The following is a 19,972-nucleotide window of genomic DNA, read 5'->3' as shown; positions in this document are numbered from 1 at the left end:
GCCGATGTGCCCGCCGCCGGGCTCGGCGATCGTTGACCCACCGATCCGCACCACGACAACGGAGCCCGCGATGAGCACACGCCACCCCACCACGACCACCCTGGAAGACCCGCGGATCCCGGTGCGGGCCAAACTCGCCGCGGCGTGGACGAGCTTCATGTTCCTGTACGCCTACGTGGACATCATCGCCTTCTTCAAACCCGGCGTCATCGCCGACATCCAGGTCGGCGTCGTCTGGGAGTTCGCCGTCAGCCAGACGTTGTTGACCACCTTCGTCGCGCTCATGGCGATCCCGATCTTCATGATCGTGCTGTCGATGACCCTCCCCACCCGGGCCAACCGCGTCACGAACCTCATCGTCGCCTCGGTACAGGTCCCCTACGCCGCGTTCAACCTGGTAGGCGAGTCCTGGACGTACTTCTACGGCCTCGGCGTCACCCTGGAGGTGCTCCTGCTCGGCTACATCGTGCGATGCGCCTGGACCTGGCCCCGCACCACGGCGTCGACGAGCCCGGACCGTGGAACCGTTCGCGCTCAGCAGCGAGCGTGAACTGCCGGGAAGCCCGGTCGAGCAAGGCCATCTGGCGGACTCCAACGCCAGCCGCCAGAGTGTCCACTGTGGTCCCTTGATCGTCGCCCCACAGCGGGCGCGCGACAGTGCGTCGACAGTGGACATTCAGCATCACCACCCCGGGGCAGGCGGGGTGTCAGGTGGTGGGCGGTACCCCGAGCAGGGCTGCCAGCGCGCGCAGGACGATCGCGCGGACCTTCGGCGGGTCGTAGTAGTCGTGGTCCAGGACGCGGGGGATGATGAGGCCTTCGAGGATGCCGTTGAGGACCGTGACGAGGTCTACGGGGTCGCTGTCGGTGGTGAAGTCGCCGCGATCGATGCCTGCGCGGATGGCGGCCACGAACGGCTGGCGGTAGCGGTCGCACAGGACCGCGCCGACGTCGCGCAGCTCCGGGTCCCTGGCGCAGGCGTGCCAGAACTCGAGCAGCATGCGGCCGGTGACCCGGGCTTCCGGGTCCAGGGCGCGGTCGACCAGGGCGGTCAGGGTCCGCCAGGGCGGGTCGTCCGGGCCGACCACGGCCTCCATCGCGCTGACCTCGCGCTCGGTGGACCGGTGCAGCGCCTCGATGAGCATGTCCTCGTGCGAACCGAAGTGGAACTGCAGGGTGCTCACCGCGACCTTGGACACCTTGGCCACGTCGGTGAACCTGGTCCGGTCGTACCCCCGGTCGGCGATCACGGCGATCACGTGGTCGAGCACCTCGTCGCGCCGCTTGCCACCCGCGCGCCTGCGCAGCGGGTAGGCACTGCCCGCCGCCGGACCTGGTGCTGTCGTGCCCGAGCTCATCCGAACGAGTCTAGGACGGCGCACCCTCCCGAGCCAACCCGCCGTACGGTACGGTCCAACCGTATTTCGATACAGTCGTTCGTACCGTAACGGCATCCCGACTCTCGGCGAGGTTTGGTTCATGACCGAAGCACCTGTTCCACCCCCCGCGGCCGACCCGGTCAGCGGGACCGCGACCCGACCGGCGACCGACCGCCGCTGGCTGGTGCTGGCGTTGATGTGCAGCGGTCTGCTGCTCGCGGCGATGGACAACACGATCCTCAACGTGGCGCTGCCCGCGATCGCCGAGTCGCTGCGCCCCGGCGCGACCGGGTTGCTGTGGATCGTCGACAGCTACTCGCTCGTCGTCGCCGGGTTGCTGGTGACCGCGGGCACCGGTGCCGACCGCTTCGGGCGCAAGCGGTTCTTCCTGCTCGGTCTGGCCCTGTTCGGCGTCGCGTCGCTGGTCGCCGCGTTCGCGGGCTCGGTCGCGGTGCTCATCGCGGCCCGGGTGCTGCGGGCCGTCGGCGGGGCGATGATCATGCCCGCCACGCTGTCGATCATCCGCACGGTGTTCACCGACCCGCGGGAGCGCGGCGTCGCGATCGGGCTGTGGTCGGCCACGGCCGCGGTCGGCTCGGTGATCGGGCCGATCGTCGCGGGCGCGATGCTGCGGGTGTTCTGGTGGGGCTCGGTGTTCCTGGTCGGGCTCCCGGTGGTCGTCGTCGCGCTGCTCCTCTCGGCGCGGTACGTCCCGGAGTCCCGGGACCCGTCGCCGGGGCGCTTCGACCCGATCAGCGTGGTGCTCTCGATGGGCGCGGTGCTCGGCGTCGTCTTCGGCATCAAGGAACTCGCCGGGCACGGGATCGGCGCGCCGACCGCGGTGCCCGCGCTGGCGCTCGGGCTGGTCCTCGCCTGGGTCTTCGTCCGGCGGCAGGGCAAGCTGGCGCACCCGCTGCTCGACCTCTCGCTGTTCCGCGCGCCCAGGTTCACCGCGGCGACCCTGGCCGTGCTGCTGTCGTTCTTCGGGTTCTTCGGGCTGCTGTTCTTCCTGGCGCAGTACTTCCAGATCCTGCGCGGGTTCACCACGCTGCAGACCGGTCTGTGGCTGCTGCCGATGGCCGTGGCCAGCCTCGTCGCCGCGCCGCTGACCGAGAAGATGGTGCGGAACTGGGGCACCCGCCTGACCCTGAGCGGCTGCTTCGGGGTGATCGCGGTGTCGTTGGCCGTGCTCTCGCTGATCGGCGCCGACGTGCCGGGCTGGGTGGTCGACGGGGCGATCGTGGTCGGCTTCATCGGGGTCGGGTTCGGCGCCAGCGTCGCGGTCACCTCCGGGTCCCAGGCGATCATGACCAGCGCCCCGCCCGCCCGCGCGGGCGGGGCCGCGGCCATCCAGGAGACCTCGTTCGAGCTCGGCGCCGGACTCGGTGTCGCGCTGCTGGGCAGCATCATGGCCGCGGTGTTCGGGAACGAGCTGGCCGCGACCACGGTGGTGGCCCCCGCGGTGGCCGAGACCGCCGCCCAGTCGCTGCCGCTGGCCGCGCTCACCGCGGCGGAGATGGGCGCCGCGGGCGAACCGCTCATGGCCGCGGCGCGGGCGGCGTTCCTCTCGGGCATCTCGGTGGCCGCGCTGGTCGGGGCCGGGGTGATGCTCGTGACCTCCGTGCTCACCGCGCTCTGGCTGCCCAACAGGGCGGCAGAACGGGCCGAGGCGGCGGCAAGTCCGGGAGGTTGGTGACAACCGCCCGCACTCTGGGGCCGTGTAAGTGGCGTGGGGCCGTGGCGGGGTGTGGCCGCCCGGCCCCCGTCTCGTGTGGCTGATCCTGGTTGGGGGTGATCGGTGTCGTGGTCGATGCCTTGTCGGCGCGGTTGGTGCCGGACGCGTTGTGGGAGTTGGTCGAGCCGTTGGTCCCGGGGTTCGCCGCGCGCCCCCAGGGTGGGGGGACGGCGGGGTTGAACGACCGGGTGGTGTTCACGGCCGTCGTGTACGTGCTGACCAGCGGGTGCGGGTGGCGGGAGTTGCCGACGCGGTTCGGGGTCAGCGTGCCGACCGCGCACCGCCGGTTCGCCGCGTGGACCAAGGCGGGGTTGTGGAAGCGGATCCAGCACGCGGTGCTCGACCGGCTCGGTGAGCGGGAGCTGCTGGACTGGTCGGCGGCCGTGGTCGCCGCCGCGGCGATCCGGGCGGAACAGGGGCTCGCCGACCGCTCCGGGTCCGATCGCCCGGACCAAGAACGCATCCCATTCCGCCGCTGATTGGTCGAGCGGATTGATCGAGCGGGCGTCGCGATCCACACCGGCGTTGTTTCCACCTGCGCGTACGCCGGGGGCGGCGCCGCGATAATCATTTCGACTTCACCGCACCGCCACATCGCGCTCGCGCCCGCCTGCTCGACAACCGCACCACATGAGACCGGCTATACGGGGCAAAACAGGGCGTTGTTTCTTTTTGTCTACCATCGGCTGCGCATGGAAATCTTCTGACGATCCGCCGACTCGGTACATCCCAGCCTTTTAATCAAGGCAGCTTAATTCGTCGATCGCTTAATTCGTCGACCTGCGTACAGGGCCGCTTCGCACGGCCGTTGACACCGCTGGCAATTGACCGATTCGCGCGCCGCACGACCCGGTTCCCAGCACACAACGGGCCGTTTCGGGACGTTCGACCCTGGCTCGCTCGTTCCGATTGTGCTTGATTCGCCTCAAGTGGCGCGCTACTCGGTTCGGCCGATCGCGGCTTGGTCTGTCCGCCGGAATCCGCTGAGCCGATGATCGACTTTGGGCGGAAATAGGCGCGAGTGTCCGGATGAAATGGCCGTAATACCAGAGAATCATCGGTCGATGCGGGCAATGTTGGTTCCCTTTCGGGCAGCCGATCACATCGGCCAAAGATAACGCCGTTCGGGAGCAGTTCCTCACCCAGGCATTCGCGGTTGCCGAGCGGCAGTTTGCTTGACGGCCCGAGAGGTGGCTCCATATGCTGCACCCAGGGGAGCTTCTGGATGCCCATCATCGATTAGTTGTATTTCTCCAACTGCACCCCATTGCCTGCGCGCCTTTGTGGACTTCTTGTATTTCGCCGACACGGACGGGAGCCGTCATGTCCGAGCAACAGACCTCACCCGGGGCCCCGGAGCACAGCGCCGACCAGCCGGACGGGGGTGCGCCCGGCCCCGACCTCGGTGTGCTGGCCACCGCCCCGGAGCAGGCGGCCGAGCCCGCGGGCAGCGAGGCGGCCGAGGCGGCCGAACTGGAGGACTTGGACGACCTCGACGATGTCGACTTCGACCTCGACGAGGTCGAGAACAAGATCGCCCCACTTGCTCTCGCGTGGATCGGCCCCCGCCGATGACCGTCTCCCTCCAGCCCGACCGGGGGGTGTCCCTCGGGTCGGGTGCCGTCGAACTCGACCTCGACTACGGCCCGGCCGCCTCCTACACCGGCCTGCGCTACGCGCTGTCGGCGCTGCGCGCCGAGGGAGCGACCTTCGGTGACCTCCCGGCCCGCCACGGGGCCGAGTGGGCCCAGCTGTTCCCCGGCGAGTGCCCGGACGCCCCGGTGCTGGACGACATCGCGCTGGCCGCGTCCGAACGGCGGCTGCACCGGGAGAGCGAGCAGGTCTACCGCGTCCTGTCGGTCGCGGCGACGGCGCTGTGCGCGGCGTCGGTCGAGCTCGACCGTCCCGTCCTGCTCCGCGGCGCGGGCGGGACCGACCTCTCCTCCTTGCGCGGGGTCATGCTCGCCGTGGAGCGGGCCGGTGTCACCCCGGGTGCCCGACTCGGTCTGGTCGACCCGCGCAAGATCCGGATCCCGGCCGGGCCGCACGCCGACTACCGGCACGAGCGGGCCCGCTGCCTGCGCCGGGCGGGTGTCCCGGTCGGGGTCGACGACCTCGAGTTCGACCTCGCGGGCCTGCCGGACACCGCGTTCCCGCCCGCGTCCCGCGAGGGCGAGCTGTACTTCGTGGCGACCGACCCCGACACCGCCAGGGTCGACCGGCTCGCCGCGGCGCTGGCCTACGCCAGGTGCGCGTTCTTCTCCGCCAATTGGGAGGGGATGGCGATCGTCGCCAAGGCCGCGGTCGGGCTGCTGCGCGGGCTGCCGGACGCCGCCGTCCCGGAGGTGCTGGCCCGGTCCCGGACCGCGGACGGCCTCGCCGAGGCCATCGAGTTCGAGACCGTCGTGCTGCGCGGGGTCGACGACCTGCGCGCGTTCCTGCTCAAGGTGCTCGGCATCCAGGCCGGGTTCCGCGGCGACCAGGACGCCGCGCTCGGCTACTTCCGCGCCATGCGGGCCGACGCCCCCGGGCTCTCGCCCGAGCTGCTCGCCCAGTCCCACCTGTACACCGCGCTGACCCTGTCCAAGCGCAAGCTCCGCCTCGCCGAGGCCGTCGCCGAGCTGGACCAGGGGTTCGCCGCGGTGCGGGCCACCGACGGCGAGCCGGACAGCGTCCGCCGGGAACGCGGCTGGCTGCACAACCTGCGCGGCCTGACGCTGTTCGCCGAACGCAGGCTGGTCGCCGCCTTCGAGCACGAGAAGCAGGCACTGGCCTGTCTCGACGGTCTCACCGACGCGAGCTCGGCGCACCTGCGGATCAACCTCTACTCCAACATCTCCGTGCTCCAGGAGAAGGCCGACAAGACCGACTCCGCGCTGGCGACGTGGGAGAAGTTCAAGCAGGCCACCGGATCGGCCAACGCCGGGTTCGGCAAGCACCACTCGTACCGGGCGGGCGGGCTGCGGCTGCGGCTCGGTGACACCGCGGGCGCGCTCGCCGACCTCGACAACACGCTGGCCGGTGCCGCCGCCCTCACCGACGACTTCCACGAGTGCGAGGTCCGCCTGGAGCTGGGCACCTGGCACGCCCGCCAGGGCGCGACCGCGGTCGCGGGCGAGCACTTCGAGCTGGCCGAGGCCGCCGCGCGGCGGGTCGGCGACCCGTACCGGATCGCGCTCGCCCTGGCGGGCACCGGCGCGGTCACCGGGCGGGAGACCGGGGTCGCGGAGACCGCGGCGCTGAGCACCACCCACCCGGACCGGGCCGCGGCGCTCGCCGGGGCGGTCGCCGCGGGCAGTGCCGTGCTCGACCTGCTGCCCGTCCCGCGCACCAAGCTCAACCGGCCGTTCGACCAGATCAACTTCCAGGACTGAGCCCATGAGCGACCACCCAGGCTGGCTGCTCTACCCCGGAGTCCTGTTGCGCCGCGCGGGTTTCGGGGTGTCGATGGTCGCCGCGCTCGCCGACCCGGCGACGGCGGAGGCGTTGTCCCGCTACCGGGAGCCGCTGCTGGCGGCGGACCGGGCGCGCGCGGACCTGCTGGCAGGCACCGCGGAGCTGGTCGGGCGCACCAGGGACCGCGACCAGCTCCGCGCGTTGTCCAAGCTCCGGGCGAAAGCGGGCCGGGGCGCCGACCTCGGCGGGCTCACCGTCGCCGAGCTGGCCGAGCCGATCGCCCGCTACCGCCGGACCCTGGCCGACCGCCTCGCCGCCGAGGAGCGGCTGGGCGAGGTGCTCGCGGCCGAGCGGCACGGGCGGTCGGCCAGGGTGCGCGCGGTGCTCGCCGACGACCGGGTGCTGGACGCGGTGCTCCAGCTCTCCCCGTCGTTCCACGACGAGGTGCTCCGGTTCGCCGCGACCTCGGGCGCCCCGGGTGACCGGGCCAAGGACCGGGCGTTCTACCGGCGGGTCTACCTCTACGCGCAGCGGTTGGGCGCGAAGAACGAGACCACCAGCTTCTTCGGGCCGCTCGTGCACGGCCGGGTCGACCCGGCCGCGTCGGGCATCGAGCTGGGACCGGCGACCGGGTCCGGTGTGGTCGCGCTGTCGGCGACGGTCGCTTTCTGGGCGGTGTGCGAGTTGGCCGCCGCCATCGGCGCCGACCCGTCGGTGGTCGACCGGCTGCCGGTGGGCTGGATCCCCGCCTGCGGGCGCGCGGCCGGGTCGATCCGGTTGCCGGACGGCCGGGCCGTGCGCCTGCCCGGGTGGCAGGGCGACCTCGTCGCGGCCATCGACGGCGAACGCCGGGTCCTCGACCTCGCCAGCCTCCTCGACCGGCCGGTGCCGGAGGTGGTCGGGGCGCTGCGGCGGCTGCGCCAGGTGGGCGCGGTGCGGCTGTGGCCGGAGCCGCCGTCGACCACCCCGGCCCCGTTGGACTGGCTCGTCGACTGGGCCACCCGGTGGCTGCCCGACACCCGGTGGCCCCGGGTGCTCGGGGAGTTGCGGGACCTGGCCGACGACTTCGCCGCCGCCACCGACCACCGCCAGCGGGCCAAGGCGCTCGACGCGGTGGAACAGCGGTTCACCGAGATCACCGAGGTCGACGCGCGGCGCGCGGGCGGGCGCATGTACGCGGACCGCACCGTGGTGTCCCTCGACGCCGCCGGGGACCAGTCGCCGGTGCTGGTCGGCGGCGACGTCGCCGACCACTGGCAGCGGGGGCTGGCCCCGGTGCTCGACCTGGCCACGGCCTTCGGCACGCGCAACCGGGACGCCGCCAACGGGTTCTGCCTCGGTGTCCTGCGCGCGGCCGGGGTCGACCGCATGCCCTACGACGAGTTGATCGCCAGGGTCGGCGAGGCCGTCGCCCACGGCGAGCCAGCGGCACTCACCGAACCGGCCAGGGAACTCGCGGCCCGCTACACCGACCTGGTCCGCGCCGCGCTCGACGGGGACGAGGCGGTGCTCGACCCCGCCGCGCTGGCCGCGCTCGGCGGACCGCCCGGGGCGGCCCCCGCGTTCGCCAGCCCGGACCTCATGCTCGAACGGGGGCCGGACGGCGTCGACACCCTCGTGCTCGGCGAGCTGCACCCGTACGTGTACGCCTGGGGCTCCCAGGGGCTCTTCCACCCCGACCAGCAGACGCTGCTGGCCGGGTTCACCGACGACCTGCGGCCGTGGGGCGGGGCCGACCGGCTGGCCACCGTCATCCGGCGCAGGCGGCACAAGGGGCTGGTGGCCGACTGGTTCCCCGGCCGGTTCGTGGAGATCACCGCGCACGCCACCGACCAGCGGGACCGCGCCGTCGCGCTGACCGAGGTGGAGGTGGTCGCCGACGGCGACCGGGTGCGCCTGCGCGCGGGCACCGGGGACCTGGTGCTCTACGCGGGCGAGGACGACCACGTGCACCTGCGGGCGTTCGCCGCCCCCGCGCCGTCGCTGCCGATGGTGCGCTTCGGCGACCTCGCCCCCCGGATCGTGGTGGGCGACGTGCTGGTGCAGCGGGCCAGGTGGTGGTTCGACCGGGCCGACCTGGCCATGGACCGGGTCCGGGACACCGACGCCACGGTCCGGGCGGTGCAGCGGCTGCGGGTCCGCCATGGCGTGCCCCGGTTCTGCTTCGTGCACGTCGCCGACGAACCGAAGCCGGTCGGGGTCGACCTGGACAACCCGCTGGCGGTGGACGCCGTGGTCGCGCTGGTGGCGGCGTCGACGGCGGGGACGGTGTCGGTCGCGGAGATGCGCCCGGCCCCGGACCGCCTGTGGCTGCGCCGCGACGGCGAGCCGACCACCTCGGAGTTCCGGCTCGCGATGAGAAGGACACGATGACCGAACAGGCATGGACCCCCGGCGGTCCGAAGTCGGTGGCCGAGGTGCCGTGGCGCCTGCTCCCGGTGCTGGTCCTGCGCAGCGCGGGATTCCCCTGGCAGCTCGTCGAAGGGCTCGCGCACCACGCGTGCGCCGAGGTGCTCGGGGAGATCCTGGAGGTCACGCGGTCGGCCCACGCCCACGGCGCGACCCTGCGCCCGGTCGGAAACCTGTCGAGGGGGCTCAAGAGCAAGGTGCGCAACCTGCGCCCCCTGCCGCCGTCCGAGGCGATCGACGAGGCGTGGCGGCAGGAGTGGAACCGGCTGACCGAGCATCTCGCGGCGCTGACCGAACGCGCGGAACTCGCGAACCAGGCCGACCGGGACCGGGTCGACGCCGAGATCGACCGGATCCGGCTCGACCCCAGGTTCGGGGACGCGGTGGTGTGCTCGTCGCCGTCGGTGTACCGCGACCTCGGCCGGGGCGCGAAGGGCTCTCGGCTGCGCAGGCAAATCGCCTCCTACGCGCAACGGCTGGCGACGAAGAGCGAGACGATGAGCTTCTTCGGTCCCATCAACTACGCCACGGTGTCCCCGGAGGTCCCCGGTCCGTCCACGTGGACCTGGTCGGGGCACCGGGCCATCCCGGCCCGGCAGGCCCACGTCGCGGCCAGGGTGCACGACGCGATCGCGGCCGCAGTCCTCGCCGACGACGAGCGCGTCGGCGGGCTGGTGCCGCGCCGCAAGACCGCGCTGCGCCCGGTCCGGGTCAGCGACCCGCGCTCGGCGCTGATCGACGCGGTCGACGGGGAGGCCACCGTGGCCGAACTGGCGCGGCGGTTGGGGCTCGACCTCGACCGGGTGGTCGCCGAGTTCCGGGCCGCGGTCGCCGCGGGCAGGCTGACGCACGACCTCGCCGCGCCCGCCACCGAGGTCGACCCGCTGCGCTGGCTCCGGTCGCGGGTGGACGGACCGGTGCTGGACCTGGTGGACCGGGTCCTCGCGCTGCTCGCCGACTACCCCGACGCCGACCCCGACCGCAAGCGCGGCATCCAGGACGAGATCCAGGCGGTCGTCCCGCCGACGGCGGGCCCGGCGTCGACGAGCCGGTTCTACAACGACCGCGTCATCGTGCACGAGGCCGCGGTCGGCACCGTCGAGATGAGCCTGCGGGGCGAGCTGGCCGCCGACCTCACCACCGCCGTCGCCCCGGTGCTCGACCTGCTCGCCCACGAGGCGGAGCTGACCACCCGGCTGACCAACCGGGCACTCGCCCGGCGACTCGGCCCCGGCCGCTTCCCGTTGACCTCGGTGCTGCGGTCGGGGGCGGACCTCGACATCGTGCCCGGCACCTGGTTGGCCGAGGCCGTCGACATCGACCCCGACGCGCCGGTGCTCGACCTCGCGGGCCTGGTGCCGCCCACCCGGGGCACCGAGCCGGTGCTGTGCTCGATCGACGTGCTCGTGGCCACCCCGGACCCGGCCGACTACCGGCCGGGGGTGACCCCGGTCGTGCTCGGCGACATCCACGACGCCGCGCTGCTCACCCCGTGGGCGTTGCAGTTCCACCCCGACCGGGACCGGGTCCTGCGCGAGCGGGACAAGGCCATCGTCGAGACCCTCGACGGGCGGACGGTGCTCAACGTGGTCTCCCGGCGCACCACCGGTCTGCCGCCGCTGGAGTTCCCCGGGATCGTGCTCGAACTCGGCGGCGGGGCGAGTGCGGGGCGCACCGCGATCGGCTTGGACCAACTCGTGGTGCACAGCGACGGCGAGCGGGCGGTGCTGCGCTCGCCGGAGCTGCCCGGCCGGGAATTGGCGCTGCACAACGGGGAACTCGACAGCGGCGTGCACACCGCGCTCGCCCTCCCCCGCATCCGCAGGCCGCGCCTGCCCGACGCGCCGCACCTGCCCCGGATCACCTGGGGCAACGTGGTGCTCTCCCGGCGGCGGTGGACCGTGGCCAGCGAGGCCGTCCTGGCCGTGCTCGGCCAAGCAGGCGAGCTGGACCGGTTGCGGGACATGCGCTTCCTCGCCGCGGAACACGGGTTCCCCGGCCGGGTCTTCGCCAAGTCGCCGAACGAGCGCAAGCCGGTCTACGTCGACCTGGCCAGTCCCGACCTGCTCAAGGGGCTCGAACGACTGGCCGCAACGGCGGCGGAGCTCGTCTTCTCCGAGGTGCTGCCCGCGCCGGAGGACGCCTGGCTGCGCGACGGGGACCTGCGGTTCCCGTCCGAGTTCCGGTGCGTCTACCTCAGGTCGGGGCGGCCCCGCGCGGAGGTGGCCGGATGAGGCTGGTCGTCGTCCCCCCGCTGATCGATCCGACGATCACCCCGGTCGTCGCCGACGACGACCGCCTCGTCGACCTCAACGAGCTGTTCCTGCGCCGGGTGCTCGCCCCCGAGGCGCTGGACGCGCTCGCCCGGCGGGTGCCGGAAGCGGACGCGGTGTTCGTCCGCGCCGCGGCCGCCGTGCTCGACCGCGCGGGTCGTCCCGACGAGGCCACGTTGCGCGCGCTCGGTCTGGTGCTGCGGGTGGTCTCCCGCACCGACCCCGCCCTGCGCCTCGCGGGCGACGACGTGGAACTGGTCGAGGGCAGCACCGAGTCCAGCGCCCACGTCGTCGCCGCCGCGGCGCGCACCCGGCTGTTCGACCAGGAGACCGCGGTGGCCGCCGGGCTCGACGGCCCGGTCCACCTCGTGGTCGAGACCGACCAGCAGTTGCCCGCCGCGGTGGCGGTCGTCGCCGTGGTCGGCGCGTCGAACGTGGTGCTGTGCGGTCGGTTCGCCCGCGCGCACCGCGCCGCCCTCGGGCGGGTGGCCGCGCTCGCCGGGGTCCGGTTCGCGGACTGGTCCCCCCGGTGGCGGCTGGGCGCGGCCTGGTCGCCGGAACCGGTGCGCTGGGCGCGGCACGCCGACGAGGTCGTCCCCGGGGACCGCTGGGCGGGCTGGCTCACCCCGGCGGATCTCGGGGCGGTGCCCGGGGCGGCGTGGTCGGACTGCGTCGGGCTCACCGTCGCGGCGACCCGCTGCGACGGTGACCTCCTCGTCGGCGCCGACGGCACCGCCGCGGCGGCACCGTTCCCCGCGCCCGCGGTCGAACTGCTCGTCGGTGTCCCCGGGATCGGCGTCGACGAGGTCACCGCCACCGCGGCGCGGCTCGCCGACGAGGGCAGGCTCGCCGGGATCGGCCCGTTCCGGCTGCCCGCCGGGGCCCCGTCGCACCGGCTCGGCCACCCCGTGGAGATCGACCGCTCCCCCGCGCACGACCTACCGCGGTGGACCCACGTGGTCGGCGGGCCCGCGGGCGACGGCATCGACCTCGCCGCGCTCGTCGAGCGGTTCGGTGCGCGCGTGCCGCTCTACCCGGGCCGGTTCGGCGCCTGCTGCCTGCGGGCCGGGACCCGGCCCCCGTGGGAGCCCGCCGCCGTCGTCGTCGACTCGACCCTGGTCAACCTGCGGACCGGGCGCGCGTTCGGGCTGCACCCGAGGCTCGCACCGCTGGTCCGCAGGCTCGCCGAGGGGGAGCGCGGGGCGCTGGACCCGCTGCCCGAGGCGCGGCGGACCACCTTGACCGATCAGCTCGAGCGGGCCGGGGTGCTGACCCCCGCCCGCCCGTCACCGGGCACACCGCTGCCCGCGGCACCGCGAGGTGAGTCATGACCCGACCCGGCCCGACCAGGGCCCCATCGCCCACCCCCGACGCGGCCCGGCCCCCGGACGGGAGCCCGCGCCAGTGGCGCCTCGGTCGTGAGTTCGTCCTGCGGCACGCCGGGTTCCCCTTCGACTGGCTGGTGGACCTCGGCGCGGACGAGGACCTGATCCGCCTCGCCGACGAGGTCGTCGACCACGAGCAGCGGCTGTCCGAGGCGCAGCGCGGCTCGGCCGCGGTGCACCGGGGCAAGGCGGAGCAGCTGCCCGCGACCCCGGCGGTCCGGGCCTGGGCCGAGGCGTTCGCCCGGTTCGCCGAGCGCTACGCCGACGCGGACGCCGAGGCCGGGCGCGGGCTCGGCCGGGTGCTGGACCGGCCGGAGGTCGGCGAGGCGGTCCTGCTGTCGAACCCGGACGCCTACCACAACATGCTGTGCCCGCTGCGCGCCCACGACGGCCCGCTGACCTCGAAGTGGCGTCGGGTGCGCAGGCAGATGTACACCTACGTGCAGCGGTTGTGCGCCAAGAACGAGACGGTCAGCTTCTTCGGGCCGATGGCGTACGGCAGCGTGGGCGAGCGCCGGGACCTGGTGGTCGACCGGCCCCGCACCCGACGGGTGTTCTGCGCGCACTGGGCGGCCAAGGCCATCGCCACCGCGATCGCCCGCGACCCGAAGATCCTGCCCGACCTCCGGTTCCACCCGACCGGGCGACCGGGCGAGCACAGTGAGCTGCTCGCGGTCGTCCCGCCGGGCGGTGCCACCTTCCGCGCGATCCGCGCCGCTGCGGGGCTGCGCGCCGCCGAGGTGGCAAAGGGACTCGCGGTCCTCGTCGCCGAGCAGCGGGTGTGCGTGGCGTTCGGGCCCGCGGAGTACGACGACGCGCCGCTGACGACGATGCTCGACCAACTCGCCGCGCTGCCCGCGTCGGCGGCCCGCGACAGCTGGGTCGAGCGGGTGGCGGGCTTCGAGCAGGTGCTCACCGACCTCGCCGAGGCCGACCTGGCGGGGCGGATCACCCTCGTGGCGACCGCCGAGCAGCGGTTCACCGAGCTGACCGGCAAACCCGCCCGCCGGGGCGCGGGCGCGGCCTACGCCGACCGGGCCGTGTTCTTCGAGGAGTGCTCCTCCCCGTTCGCGCTCACCGTCGACGCCGACCTCGTCGCCGGGTGGGAGAAGCGGCTGCACACCGCGTTGGAGGCGTGCGTCGGGCACGGCGCCGCGACCCAGCGCTCGGCCGTCGCCGCGGTCCGCCGCGACCACCCCGACGGCGAGTCGAACCTGCTCGACTACGCCGCCCGCGCCGCCGCGGCGCTCGCCGACGCGACCAGCACCCAGCAGGCGGGCCACGCCCCGGTGCACCTCCCGTCCGAAGTGGACGACATGGTCGCCGGGGCGGCCCGCGCGCCGGGCGACCGCTACGCCGTGGTCGACCTGTGCCCCGCCGCGGCGTCGGTCGACGGGTTCGACACCGCGGGTCTCGTGCTGTCCCGGGTCCACCACCACCTGCTCGTCGACAGCTGGCTCGCCACCATGCACCCGGACCGGACCGCCTTCGGGGCCGACGCGGCGGCGTGGGTCGCCGAGCAGCGCGGCGCGGTGGTCGGCCTCGACTTCGGCAGGCGCAACAAGGGCTACTACCGCTTCCCCGGACCCGAAGTGGCCATGCGCCCGCTGACCTGGGCCGACCTGCCGGACGGCGGCCCGATGCGCCCGTGGGACCTGCGGGTGTCGGTCGCCGAGGACGGCGTGCGGCTGAGCACCCCCGACGGCGCCGGGGTCCGGGCGTACGTCTCGTTGAGCGATTTCGTCAAGTACCCGCCCATGGCCGCGCTCGCGCACCCCCAGGTGCTGCACCCGGCGTTCGCCACCGACGCCGAGGTGGTCGTCGGCGACGTGGTGCTCCAGCGGGCCCGCCGCCGGGTGCCGACCCGGGGGTTCACCGCGCCGGAACCCCACGTGCGGTTCCTGCACCTGCGCCGGGTCGCCAGGGAACTCGGGTGCCGGTTCGTCTTCTGCCGCGGCGCGCACGAGCGCAAGCCCTACCTGCTCGACCTGGCCTCGCCGCTGGCCGCCGACCTGGTGGGCCACGTCGCCAGGGGCGCGGACACGCTCACCGTGGAGCCCATGGCCCCCGGTCCGGACCACCTCTGGCTGCGCGACGAGCAGGGGCACCGGTACACCAGCGAACTCCGCGTCCAGGTGATCGGGACCGAGTCGGGGGGTACGCCGTGAGCCGGGCGTTCGCCGAGCACACGCTCTGGGTCCGCCACCGCTGGCGCCCCGACGAGGAGGTCGACACCGACGCCGTCCGCACCAGGGGGGCGTGCGTGGAGACCGAGCGGGACGGGGTCACCGAACACCGCGTCGACGACGCCCCGGCACCGGGTTTCGCCGAGGTGTACGACCGTCCGCTGCGCGAGGTCGGCGCTGAGGAGGCCGCCGACCTCGCCGAGGCCGCGCGGCGGACCGGCGCGGAGATCACCGTCGGTGTCCGCCACCAGCACGTGGTCGCGGGCGACCCCGACGACCCGGGCCGCGCCGAGCGCCGGATCGCCTCCACCGAGGTCCGGGTGTACGAGTCCGACGGCACCAGCCACGCCGCGGTCACCCTGCGCGTGACCGCGGACGTCGACCCGCTCGCCGACCAGGTCCGGTCGCGGCTGGCCCTGCCGCGGGCGGGGGAACTGCCCGCGGGCGCGGACCTGGTGCTGCCGCCGGGGCTGGCGGGCTCGTTCTTCCACGAGGTCGTCGGCCACCCGATGGAGGCGGACGTGGTCGCGTCGGGCACCAGCCACCTCGGCGGCCCGGCCGGTCGCGTCGTCGCGCCGTGGTGGCTCACCGTCGCCGACGGCGCGACCACCGCCGCGGCGGGCTACCGCAGCGAGGTCGACGACGAGGGCACCCCGTGCCGCGAGGTCCGGCTCATCGACGCGGGGCGCGTCGGCGAACCGATGACCGACCGGGCGCTCGCGGCGCGGCTGGACCTGCGCCCGTCCGGGCACGCGCGGCGGCAGAGCTACCGCGCGGTGGCGATTCCGCGGATGACCCACACGCACGCCAGGGTCGACCCCGGCGCGGACCTCACCGCGCCGGACGGCGACTGGATCGCCGCGCACGGGCTCAAGCTGCTCATGATGAACATCGCCACCGGGGAGTTCGCCTTCCGGGTGTCCTTCGCGGTGGCGCACCTGCGGAACGGGACGGCGCGCAGGTGCGGCCCGTTCGAAGTGCTCGGTGACGCCTCGCGCGCGCTGCGCGGACTCCAGCCGCACACCCACGAGAGCGGGGAGTACGGCAGGGTCACCGGCGGCTGCGGCAAGCTCGGCCAGTTCCCGGTCCCGGTGACCTTCGCCAACGCGGGCGTCCGGTTGCCGTCGGGCACGGTGGCGCTGCGGGAGGTGGCCCGTGGCTGAGTCCACACTGGACCTTCCGGTGCCTCGCACGTCCAAAGAGGACATCTCGGGGGTGGACCTGGTGCGCACCAACGTCTCCGGGCTGCTGACCCCCGCCCCGCGCCTGCCGCGCGTCGCGGTGTCGGCCGAGTCGATCGGGTTGACCGTCGTGGACGGCACGGTGATCGGCTCGCGGCGGCTGACCGACCCGCCGGGGCGGCGCGAGGCCGTCGAAGCGACCGTCGGGCTGCTGCGCGGGGTCGGCGCGCACGCGGAAGCCACCGGGGCGCGGCTGCAGAGCGTCATCGCCGACCTCGTGCGCGACCACGGCCCGGACGGGACCCCGCGCCGGTCGGGCACCCGCCTGCTCGCCCGGGTGGAGACCGCGGGCGGGCCGGTCCTGCTCGGCACCGCCACCGGGGGCGACACGGCACGGCTGCCCCTCGCCGGGCTCGCGGACCTGCCGGACCGGATCGACCGGATCGACCGCGTCGGGTCGCTCGACCGGCTGCGGGACCGGCCGCTGGTGCTGTGGCCGTCGGTCGCCGTCGTGCTCGTCGCGGGCCTGGTGTTCTCCCTGACCTCGACGCGGGGCAAGCACAACGCCGCGCGGCTGGCCGGGCGCCGGGTGCTGCCCCCGCTCACGGTCGTCGCCGAGGGCACCACCCTCGTCGACGCGGGCGTGCTCACGGCGCCGACCTGGGTCGGCCCCGTGCAGTGGGACCACGACGCCGGTCGGGAGGTACCGGACCCGGTCCTGACGCTCTCGGCGCGCGGCGCGGACACCGAACGACCCGACGACGCCGTGGACCTCGTGTGGTGCGTGGAGGGGCTCTCGCGCTACCACGCCGACGGCACGGTTCGGCTGCGCTGCCTGGCGAAGGCGGACGGGCGCTGGAGCGCGCTCACCCTCGCGGGCAAGCCGATCCACCTACTGCGGCACCTCACCGGTTTCACCGGTCCACAGGAGACCGTCTACACCGACAGTGTCGTCACCACGAAGGCGCTGGTGCTCAACCGCGCGCGGACAATGGAGGAGCAGGGGCATGGCCGAATCACCGAGGACTGACTTCGCCGTCGTCGGCGGGGGGATCGTCGGCGCGTGCGTGGCCGAGGAACTGGCCGCGCGCGGTGCCTCGGTCGTCGTGCTCGACGCCGGGGAGCAGCCGGGGCACGCCACCAACCAGGCCGCGGGGGTCGCGGTGCCGTCCCTGCGCTACCTGTCCGACCCGGACTTCCACGCGTGGCTGACCGCGGCGAAGACCCGGCTCGACGCGGACGTGCTGCGGCTGGAGCCGGAGTACGGCGCGTTCAGCGTGACCCGGCCGATCCTGCGGGCCCTGCGCGCGGAGCACGTCGAGCAGTTCGGCGACCGGCTCGCCGATCCCGACCTCGGGCGGTGGCTGTCCGCCGCGGACGTCGCGGAGACCGGCCTGACGCTGCCCGCCGGGCGCCGGTACCTCATGGACGAGCGGGGGCTGATGGTCGACGGCCGCCGCTACCTGCTCGCGGTGCGGCGCCGCTGCCTCGCCGAGGGCGTGCGCTGGGCGCAGGACAGCCTCGTGCGCTACATCGACGAGCGGCCCGGGGAGGCGTTGGCGCACACCAGGACCGGGGTCGTCCGCGCCGAGCGGGTGGTGGTGGCCGCGGGCGCGTGGTCCAGCGTCGCCGGACTGGCCGAGGGAACCGGGATCGGGCCGCAGCGCGGGCAGATGGTCGTGCTCGACGCCGACGCCGAACCGTCCCACATCCTGTCGTCGGCGTTCTACCTCGCCCCCGGCGTCGACGGTCGGGTCATCGTCGGTGCCACGGAGGAGAACGTCGGCTACGACGAGCGGGTCACCGCCGAGGGCATCGCCCGGTTGCTCATGTTCGCCACCGCGGCGATGCCCGACCTCGGTCGGGCACGACCGGTGGAGCTGCGGGCCGGGCTGCGCCCGGTCAGCGCGAGCGGCAAACCGGTGGTGGGGCGGGTACCGGGACGCGAGCGGGTCTACGTCGCGGCCGGGCACGCCGGGCACGGCCTGCTCTCGGCGCGGGCCACGGCGAGCGGTCTCGCCGCCGGGCTGCTCGACGACGACTGGGACGCGTTGCCGTACTCGCTGTGCCCCACCGAGGCGGTGGGCGCGTGAAACCGCGGATCGACCACGTGCTCCTCGGCGCCCGCACCGTCGAACCGGTGCGCGAGCTGCTGTGGGACCGCTACGGGTTCGGCCTCACCGACGGCAGCCCCAACCCCGACGGGACCGCGAGCTGGGTGGTGCCCTTCGACACCCCCGAGGTGCAGTACCTGGAGGTGCTGGTGGTCCACGACGAGAAGGCGTTGGCGGACAAGGACTTCGGCAAGCTCTTCCTGGAGCGCACCGCGCAGGGGCCCGCATTGCTGAACTGGGCCGTGCTGGTCGAGGACATCGAGGCGGTCGCCGCCGGGGTGCGGTCGCTGACCGGCGCGGACCCCGACCTCTACGCCGGGGAGTCGGTTCGCGCCGACGGCCAGGTCGTGCCCTGGGCCGAGGCCGCCTTCGCGCTGTCCTGGGAGAGCGGCGTGCTGCCGTTCTTCCTGCGCTACGGCAACGCCGAGGCGAGGGCCGCGCGGGTGCCCGCCGACCTGGCGGCGGCCGGGCACCGGGTGTGCCCCACCGCGATCACCGGTCTGCTCCTGGGTGCCGCGTCCGCGCACGACCACCTGACCGACCGGTGGCCGACGCTGGACGCGTTGCCGGTGCGGCACTCCCCCGCCGGGTCGGGTCCCGGCGAGGGGCCGCTCGCCGTTCAGATCTCCACAGTGGACGGTCCGGTCACCCTGGAGCTGCCGTGATCGATCAACCGCTGCCGGGTCTCGTCGTCGGTCGCCGCGGCCACCGCGGTCCTGGCCAGCGCCAGGGCACCGTGCACCACCGCGCGGTCGGCCGACGGGCCCACGCAGGCCGCGGCGAACTCGGGCTGGTGGTTGACCGCCCCACCCGCGTCGATGGCGATGCTGGGGTGCAGGCTCGGGACCACGCGGCTCACGTTGCCCATGTCCGTGCTCCCGGTCGGCATGGTGCGCTCCACCTCCACCGGGGCCAGGTGCCTGCCCAGGTCCGCGGCCACCGCGCGGTAAGCCGAAACCAGGAACGGGTCGTGCGCCAACTCCGCGTAGGCGGGCTCCGCGACGACCTCGTGGGTGGTGCCGGTGGCCACCGCGGCGCCCTCGAAACAGGCCAGCACCCGGTCCCTGAGCCTGCCGAGCGACTCCATGTCCGGCGCCCGGAGGTTGTACTGCGCGCCGGTGTCGGCCGGGACGACGTTGGGCACCGTGCCCCCGTTGGTGACGATGCCGTGCGCGAGCTGGCCCGGCTCGAAGTGCTGCCTGCCCAGGCCGATCGCCACCTCGGCGACGGTGAGCGCGTCCGCCGCGTTGATCCCGAGGTGCGGGGCCAGCGCGGAGTGCGACTCCCGCCCGGTGAACCGGACCGCGAGGTCCAGCAGGGCGAGCGGGCGCGGCGCGCTGACGTCGTCCGGGGCCGGGTGCACGAGCATGGCCATCGACACCTCGTCGAACACGCCCGCCCGCAGCAGTTGGATCTTGCCGCCGCCCTGTTCCTCCGCCGGGGTCCCGATGACCAGCACGGTGATCCCGAGTGCCGCGGCGACCTCGCGCAGCGCCAGCGCGGCGCCGACCGACGCGGCGGCGATGATGTTGTGCCCGCAGGCGTGGCCGATCCCGGGCAGCGCGTCGTACTCCGCGCAGAGACCGACGGTGAGCGGGCCGTCGCCGAAGCGCGCGGTGAAGGCGGTGTCCAGACCACCGACCCCGGACTCGACCACGAACCCCTGCGCGGCCAGGAGTCCGCTGACCCTGGCCGCCGCGCGGTGTTCCTGGTAGGCGGTTTCCGGCTCGGCGTGGATGGCACGGGACAGCCGGACCACCTCGTCGGTGGCCCGGTCGACGGCGTCGGAGACGCGCGAGGAAACGCTCATGCGACTGACTTCCTTACTCTCGAGGTGACTTTTTCCTACCGGACAACCCATGCGGTGTTCAAGTACGTCCAGCGGGTTCTCCCCCATGACCACAGCACATCCGT

General features: G+C 74.1%; 15 protein-coding genes and 1 pseudogene. 14 read left to right on the top strand and 2 right to left on the bottom strand.

The features are described from left to right. Positions 1 to 70 precede the first annotated feature (70 nt). Positions 71 to 550, top strand: a complete 480-nt coding sequence (locus CLV40_RS16795; protein WP_104480002.1) for a DUF6326 family protein — start codon at positions 71 to 73, stop codon at positions 548 to 550. Positions 551 to 707: 157 nt separating this feature from the next. On the opposite strand, the gene CLV40_RS16790 is transcribed toward CLV40_RS16795, so the two are convergent. Beyond that, a complete protein-coding gene (locus CLV40_RS16790; protein ID WP_181043552.1) occupies positions 708 to 1,358 on the bottom strand; it encodes a TetR/AcrR family transcriptional regulator in 651 nt (216 codons plus the stop codon). Positions 1,359 to 1,479: 121 nt separating this feature from the next. Between CLV40_RS16790 and CLV40_RS16785 the strand changes: the two genes are divergently transcribed. The 13 genes and pseudogenes from CLV40_RS16785 (at position 1,480) to CLV40_RS16730 (ending at position 18,723) form a co-directional block, all read left to right on the top strand. Further along, positions 1,480 to 3,075 (top strand): MFS transporter, encoded by a 1,596-nt coding sequence (locus CLV40_RS16785; RefSeq protein WP_104479866.1) that lies wholly within the window; start codon positions 1,480 to 1,482, stop codon positions 3,073 to 3,075. 107 nt (positions 3,076 to 3,182) lie between these two features. Beyond that, positions 3,183 to 3,579 (top strand): annotated as a pseudogene (locus tag CLV40_RS16780) (transposase); the annotation flags it as partial. A 14-nt stretch (positions 3,580 to 3,593) separates the two neighbouring features. Then, entirely contained in the window at positions 3,594 to 3,821 is a 228-nt protein-coding gene (locus tag CLV40_RS37275; RefSeq protein ID WP_146108068.1) for a hypothetical protein, read from the top strand. Between the two features lie 616 nt (positions 3,822 to 4,437). Beyond that, positions 4,438 to 4,689 (top strand): ammosamide/lymphostin RiPP family protein, encoded by a 252-nt coding sequence (locus tag CLV40_RS40550; protein ID WP_104479864.1) that lies wholly within the window; start codon positions 4,438 to 4,440, stop codon positions 4,687 to 4,689. Continuing rightward, a complete protein-coding gene (locus CLV40_RS16770; RefSeq protein WP_104479863.1) occupies positions 4,686 to 6,488 on the top strand; it encodes a hypothetical protein in 1,803 nt (600 codons plus the stop codon). Before CLV40_RS40550 ends, CLV40_RS16770 begins: the two co-directional genes overlap by 4 nt. Positions 6,489 to 6,492: 4 nt before the next feature. Beyond that, a complete protein-coding gene (locus CLV40_RS16765; RefSeq protein ID WP_104479862.1) occupies positions 6,493 to 8,883 on the top strand; it encodes a lantibiotic dehydratase family protein in 2,391 nt (796 codons plus the stop codon). Then, positions 8,880 to 11,153 (top strand): lantibiotic dehydratase family protein, encoded by a 2,274-nt coding sequence (locus CLV40_RS16760; RefSeq protein ID WP_104479861.1) that lies wholly within the window; start codon positions 8,880 to 8,882, stop codon positions 11,151 to 11,153. Before CLV40_RS16765 ends, CLV40_RS16760 begins: the two co-directional genes overlap by 4 nt. Next, positions 11,150 to 12,523 (top strand): hypothetical protein, encoded by a 1,374-nt coding sequence (locus tag CLV40_RS16755; protein WP_104479860.1) that lies wholly within the window; start codon positions 11,150 to 11,152, stop codon positions 12,521 to 12,523. The genes CLV40_RS16760 and CLV40_RS16755 overlap by 4 nt, the downstream gene beginning before the upstream one ends. Next, positions 12,520 to 14,745, top strand: a complete 2,226-nt coding sequence (locus CLV40_RS40295; RefSeq protein WP_281261664.1) for a lantibiotic dehydratase — start codon at positions 12,520 to 12,522, stop codon at positions 14,743 to 14,745. Before CLV40_RS16755 ends, CLV40_RS40295 begins: the two co-directional genes overlap by 4 nt. Further along, the gene (locus CLV40_RS16745) at positions 14,742 to 15,926 is read left to right on the top strand and encodes a metallopeptidase TldD-related protein (protein ID WP_104479859.1); all 1,185 of its coding nucleotides are present in this window, start codon (positions 14,742 to 14,744) and stop codon (positions 15,924 to 15,926) included. Before CLV40_RS40295 ends, CLV40_RS16745 begins: the two co-directional genes overlap by 4 nt. Continuing rightward, a complete protein-coding gene (locus tag CLV40_RS16740; RefSeq protein WP_146108067.1) occupies positions 15,919 to 16,974 on the top strand; it encodes a hypothetical protein in 1,056 nt (351 codons plus the stop codon). The genes CLV40_RS16745 and CLV40_RS16740 overlap by 8 nt, the downstream gene beginning before the upstream one ends. Beyond that, on the top strand, positions 16,952 to 18,037 hold the full coding sequence (locus CLV40_RS16735; protein ID WP_104479857.1) for an NAD(P)/FAD-dependent oxidoreductase: 1,086 nt from the start codon (positions 16,952 to 16,954) through the stop codon (positions 18,035 to 18,037). Before CLV40_RS16740 ends, CLV40_RS16735 begins: the two co-directional genes overlap by 23 nt. Then, on the top strand, positions 18,034 to 18,723 hold the full coding sequence (locus CLV40_RS16730; protein WP_104480000.1) for a VOC family protein: 690 nt from the start codon (positions 18,034 to 18,036) through the stop codon (positions 18,721 to 18,723). Before CLV40_RS16735 ends, CLV40_RS16730 begins: the two co-directional genes overlap by 4 nt. Here CLV40_RS16730 and CLV40_RS16725 read toward each other — a convergent pair. Further along, the gene (locus CLV40_RS16725) at positions 18,678 to 19,868 is read right to left on the bottom strand and encodes an amidohydrolase (protein WP_104479856.1); all 1,191 of its coding nucleotides are present in this window, start codon (positions 19,866 to 19,868) and stop codon (positions 18,678 to 18,680) included. The genes CLV40_RS16730 and CLV40_RS16725 overlap by 46 nt on opposite strands. Between the last annotated feature and the right edge of the window lie 104 nt (positions 19,869 to 19,972).

The sequence above is a fragment of the Actinokineospora auranticolor genome, from assembly GCF_002934265.1.
In the GTDB taxonomy this organism is placed as follows: domain Bacteria; phylum Actinomycetota; class Actinomycetes; order Mycobacteriales; family Pseudonocardiaceae; genus Actinokineospora; species Actinokineospora auranticolor.
This window is presented reverse-complemented; position numbering and strand designations above follow the sequence as displayed.

What these genes read in the sequence shown, in the direction of transcription:
- CLV40_RS16795 (WP_104480002.1), top strand. Translation starts at nt 71, where the DNA reads ATGAGCACACGCCACCCCACCACGACCACCCTGGAAGACCCGCGGATC.
- CLV40_RS16790 (WP_181043552.1), bottom strand. Translation starts at nt 1,358, where the DNA reads ATGAGCTCGGGCACGACAGCACCAGGTCCGGCGGCGGGCAGTGCCTAC.
- CLV40_RS16785 (WP_104479866.1), top strand. Translation starts at nt 1,480, where the DNA reads ATGACCGAAGCACCTGTTCCACCCCCCGCGGCCGACCCGGTCAGCGGG.
- CLV40_RS40550 (WP_104479864.1), top strand. Translation starts at nt 4,438, where the DNA reads ATGTCCGAGCAACAGACCTCACCCGGGGCCCCGGAGCACAGCGCCGAC.
- CLV40_RS16770 (WP_104479863.1), top strand. Translation starts at nt 4,686, where the DNA reads ATGACCGTCTCCCTCCAGCCCGACCGGGGGGTGTCCCTCGGGTCGGGT.
- CLV40_RS16765 (WP_104479862.1), top strand. Translation starts at nt 6,493, where the DNA reads ATGAGCGACCACCCAGGCTGGCTGCTCTACCCCGGAGTCCTGTTGCGC.
- CLV40_RS16760 (WP_104479861.1), top strand. Translation starts at nt 8,880, where the DNA reads ATGACCGAACAGGCATGGACCCCCGGCGGTCCGAAGTCGGTGGCCGAG.
- CLV40_RS16755 (WP_104479860.1), top strand. Translation starts at nt 11,150, where the DNA reads ATGAGGCTGGTCGTCGTCCCCCCGCTGATCGATCCGACGATCACCCCG.
- CLV40_RS40295 (WP_281261664.1), top strand. Translation starts at nt 12,520, where the DNA reads ATGACCCGACCCGGCCCGACCAGGGCCCCATCGCCCACCCCCGACGCG.
- CLV40_RS16735 (WP_104479857.1), top strand. Translation starts at nt 16,952, where the DNA reads ATGGCCGAATCACCGAGGACTGACTTCGCCGTCGTCGGCGGGGGGATC.
- CLV40_RS16725 (WP_104479856.1), bottom strand. Translation starts at nt 19,868, where the DNA reads ATGAGCGTTTCCTCGCGCGTCTCCGACGCCGTCGACCGGGCCACCGAC.